This window comes from Nguyenibacter vanlangensis (genome assembly GCF_013376155.1).
Taxonomy (GTDB): domain Bacteria; phylum Pseudomonadota; class Alphaproteobacteria; order Acetobacterales; family Acetobacteraceae; genus Gluconacetobacter; species Gluconacetobacter vanlangensis.
This window is the reverse complement of record NZ_JABXXP010000410.1, coordinates 1-2,634: the sequence shown is the minus strand read 5'-3', so window position 1 is coordinate 2,634 and position 2,634 is coordinate 1. Positions and strand designations below refer to the sequence as shown.

Genomic DNA, 2,634 nt, shown 5'->3' with positions numbered 1-2,634 from the left:
CCCGGCCCGGCTGCCGCCCGCTCCCCACCCGAAAGGCCGTGGGCGCGACCAGGCCGCCGAAGCAAAGACCCTGAACCGGCCGGGCAGACGAAACCCGCCCGCCCCCTTCCCGGCCCGCTTCAGGGGGGTGCCGTCTCCAGAAACCGCGCCACGTCCTGCGGGGCAAGCTGGGGATGCAGGATCGCCCGCAGCGCGGCGGGACCGAGATGGCGGAGATCATCGTTGAAATCCGCCAGCCGTGGCGACAGGGCAATCAGGTCGATCCCGGCGTCGCGGGCGCGCCCGGCGAGAGTCTCCAACGCATGGTCTCCGGCCGGATCGTCATCCCGCACGACATAGAGACGGCGCAACAGCGGCGGGAAGACCATGGCGGCGAGATGGCCTGCGGAGAGACAGGCGGTCAGCGGCAGATCGGGCAGGACCTGCCGGAGCGAGAGGACTGTCTCGATCCCTTCCCCGGCGGCCAGCACATCGGATGCCACACCGAAGCGCACGGCATGACCGAGCAGGTCTCCCAGCGCCCGGCGCGGGACATCGACCGGGGCCTTGCCGCTCCCGTCCGCCGCCAGCCAGGTCCGATGCACGCCGGTCAGGGTGCCGTCGAGATCGGTGACGGCGGCGATCAGCGTCGGCCAGGTCTCCGTGGGACCGTCATCGTCCGGGCGATAGTAGCAGGTCGGATGAAAGCGCAGCGCCGTGCTGTCGGGAAGCCGTTTCAGGTCGCGATGCCGCAGATAGGCCGCCGCCAGCGTGCCGGGCAGTGGACGGGTCATCACCCACAAGCGCCGCGCCGCTTCCGTATAACCGGACGGGCTACGGTCGATCGCCGGATGGTCCGCGCGCGATACCGGCCTGGGCTCCGGATGCGGCAGGCTGAGGAACGCGCGCGCCTCGTCGGCAACGTCGCGGAAATCGAGCAACCCGCAGCTTTCGCGGATGACATCCAGCAGGTCGCCATATTCACCCGAGGCTGCATCAGCCCAACGCCCGGCCGCCCTGCGACCTTCCGATGGGCAGTGCAGGCGCACATACATCGACCGGCCCGCCGTATTACGCACATCGCCGACCAGCCAGTAATTGCCATATCGCCGCCCGGCCGAGAGATAATGGCGGCAGACCGCCTCGACCTGCTCCGCCAGACGGCGGGCCAGATCGCCGGCATCCGCTCTGCCATGTCCAGTCATTGCGCCCTCCCGGCAGGCTTGATGCCGCCATAATCTGCCGCTAACGGCGGTGCGGACGGGCCACAGCCCGCATCGAAAAGGAACCGTAGATGAAGATTACCGAACTGGTCGATCATATCGCCAGCGCCGCCGACCTTACCAAGACCGACGCGCGCAAAGCCGTCGACGCCCTGGTCGCGGCGGTGACCGATGCCGCGAAAGCCGGCGACGAGGTGACCCTTCCCGATCTCGGCAAGTTCAAGGTCAAGGACGTTCCCGCCCGCGAAGGCCGCAACCCCGCCACCGGCGCCACGATCACCATCGCCGCGTCGCGCAAGCTGACCTTCACGCCCGCCAAGGCGCTCAGGGACAGCCTGAACGGCTGAATGCCGGACAGACAAAAGGCGGCGGACTTGCGCCGCCGCCCCCTGACAGACCGACCTTACTCTTGTCGCCCTGCCGCTCATCCGACCGCCTCCATCAGCTTGCGGGCCTTGCCTTCGAGATCGAGCCGGACGTCCTGATTGGCCTTGGTGCGGGCCAGCGCCGTGATACCCTGCACGAAATCATAGATCGTCTCGGGTTTCCTCTGCTCCTCGCGCAGCACTGTCTCGATGATCGTTGCCGTCTCCGGCTTGGAGAAGCCGCGCTTGCGCAGAAAGCTCTCGCGAGCGTCGTCATCCCGTGCAACGATCGCCTTGCGCGCCGCCTGAATACCCGAGGTGAAAGACGACGGACTGGCGTTGGCGAAATTCCGCAACGCCGGCGCGGCCTGATGCACGAAGCGCGACGGCGCGAATTTGCTATGCCGGATCGTGATCTGTTCGAAATTTTCTTGGCCCCACAGCATCCGATTCTGGCAAACGCCCCGCAGATAGAACGAAGCGATCCCCAGGCTCTTGCTGCCGACTTCCGAATTCCAGGCGTAAAAGCCGCGGAAGTACAGATCAGGCTCCCCGTTCGGCAACCGGCCGGCCACGATCGGGTGCGTATCGTCAACGAGAAATACGAAGACGTCCCTGTCCGAAGCATAGAGCGTCGTCGTCTCCTTGGTGACGTCGACATAGGGATTGTGGGTCAGAGTCGACCAGTCGATGACACCGGGCACCTTCCAGTTGGTATCACCCGTGCCGTCGCCCGCGATCTTGCGGACGGCGCCGACCAGTTCATGGTCGAATACGCGCCCATAATCGGGGCCGGTCACGGCGCGAAGTTCGACGCGTCCGTCGTCGGTTTCCAGCGTCTTCACCAGTTCGGTGCGATGCGACAGCAGGCCGTGCTGGAGATTGATCGCCGCCAGCGGCGCGGGAAGATTGCGCAGATAGGAAGACGGTGCGCCGACCAGGCTGGACAACTGGCCGAACGACCAGTGCGTTGGCGCGACGGGCTCGGCCTGCCCCGGCAGCGCCAGGGTCAGGCGCGCGGCATTGTCGCGGCTGGCCTCGACGCGGATGGCGCGGCTTTCGACGGT

Annotated in this window: 3 protein-coding genes; 1 reads left to right on the top strand and 2 read right to left on the bottom strand. The window is 66.8% G+C overall.

Annotated features, from left to right (window positions below; all coding sequences use genetic code 11):
* Positions 1 to 119: 119 nt before the first annotated feature.
* Positions 120 to 1,184, bottom strand: a complete 1,065-nt coding sequence (locus HUK84_RS14620; protein ID WP_176640939.1) for a DUF7146 domain-containing protein — start codon at positions 1,182 to 1,184, stop codon at positions 120 to 122.
* Positions 1,185 to 1,273: 89 nt separating this feature from the next.
* On the opposite strand from HUK84_RS14620, the gene HUK84_RS14615 reads away from it, so the two are divergent.
* Positions 1,274 to 1,549, top strand: a complete 276-nt coding sequence (locus HUK84_RS14615) for an HU family DNA-binding protein (protein ID WP_176640938.1) — start codon at positions 1,274 to 1,276, stop codon at positions 1,547 to 1,549.
* A gap of 77 nt (positions 1,550 to 1,626) precedes the next feature.
* Here the strand turns inward: HUK84_RS14615 and HUK84_RS14610 are convergent.
* Positions 1,627 to 2,634: DUF932 domain-containing protein (locus HUK84_RS14610; RefSeq protein WP_176640937.1), on the bottom strand; the 1,008-nt coding region annotated here is incomplete at its 5' end.

Excerpts from the sequence above, each read along its gene's own strand:
- HUK84_RS14620 (WP_176640939.1), bottom strand. The coding sequence starts at position 1,184 with ATGACTGGACATGGCAGAGCGGATGCCGGCGATCTGGCCCGCCGTCTG.
- HUK84_RS14615 (WP_176640938.1), top strand. The coding sequence starts at position 1,274 with ATGAAGATTACCGAACTGGTCGATCATATCGCCAGCGCCGCCGACCTT.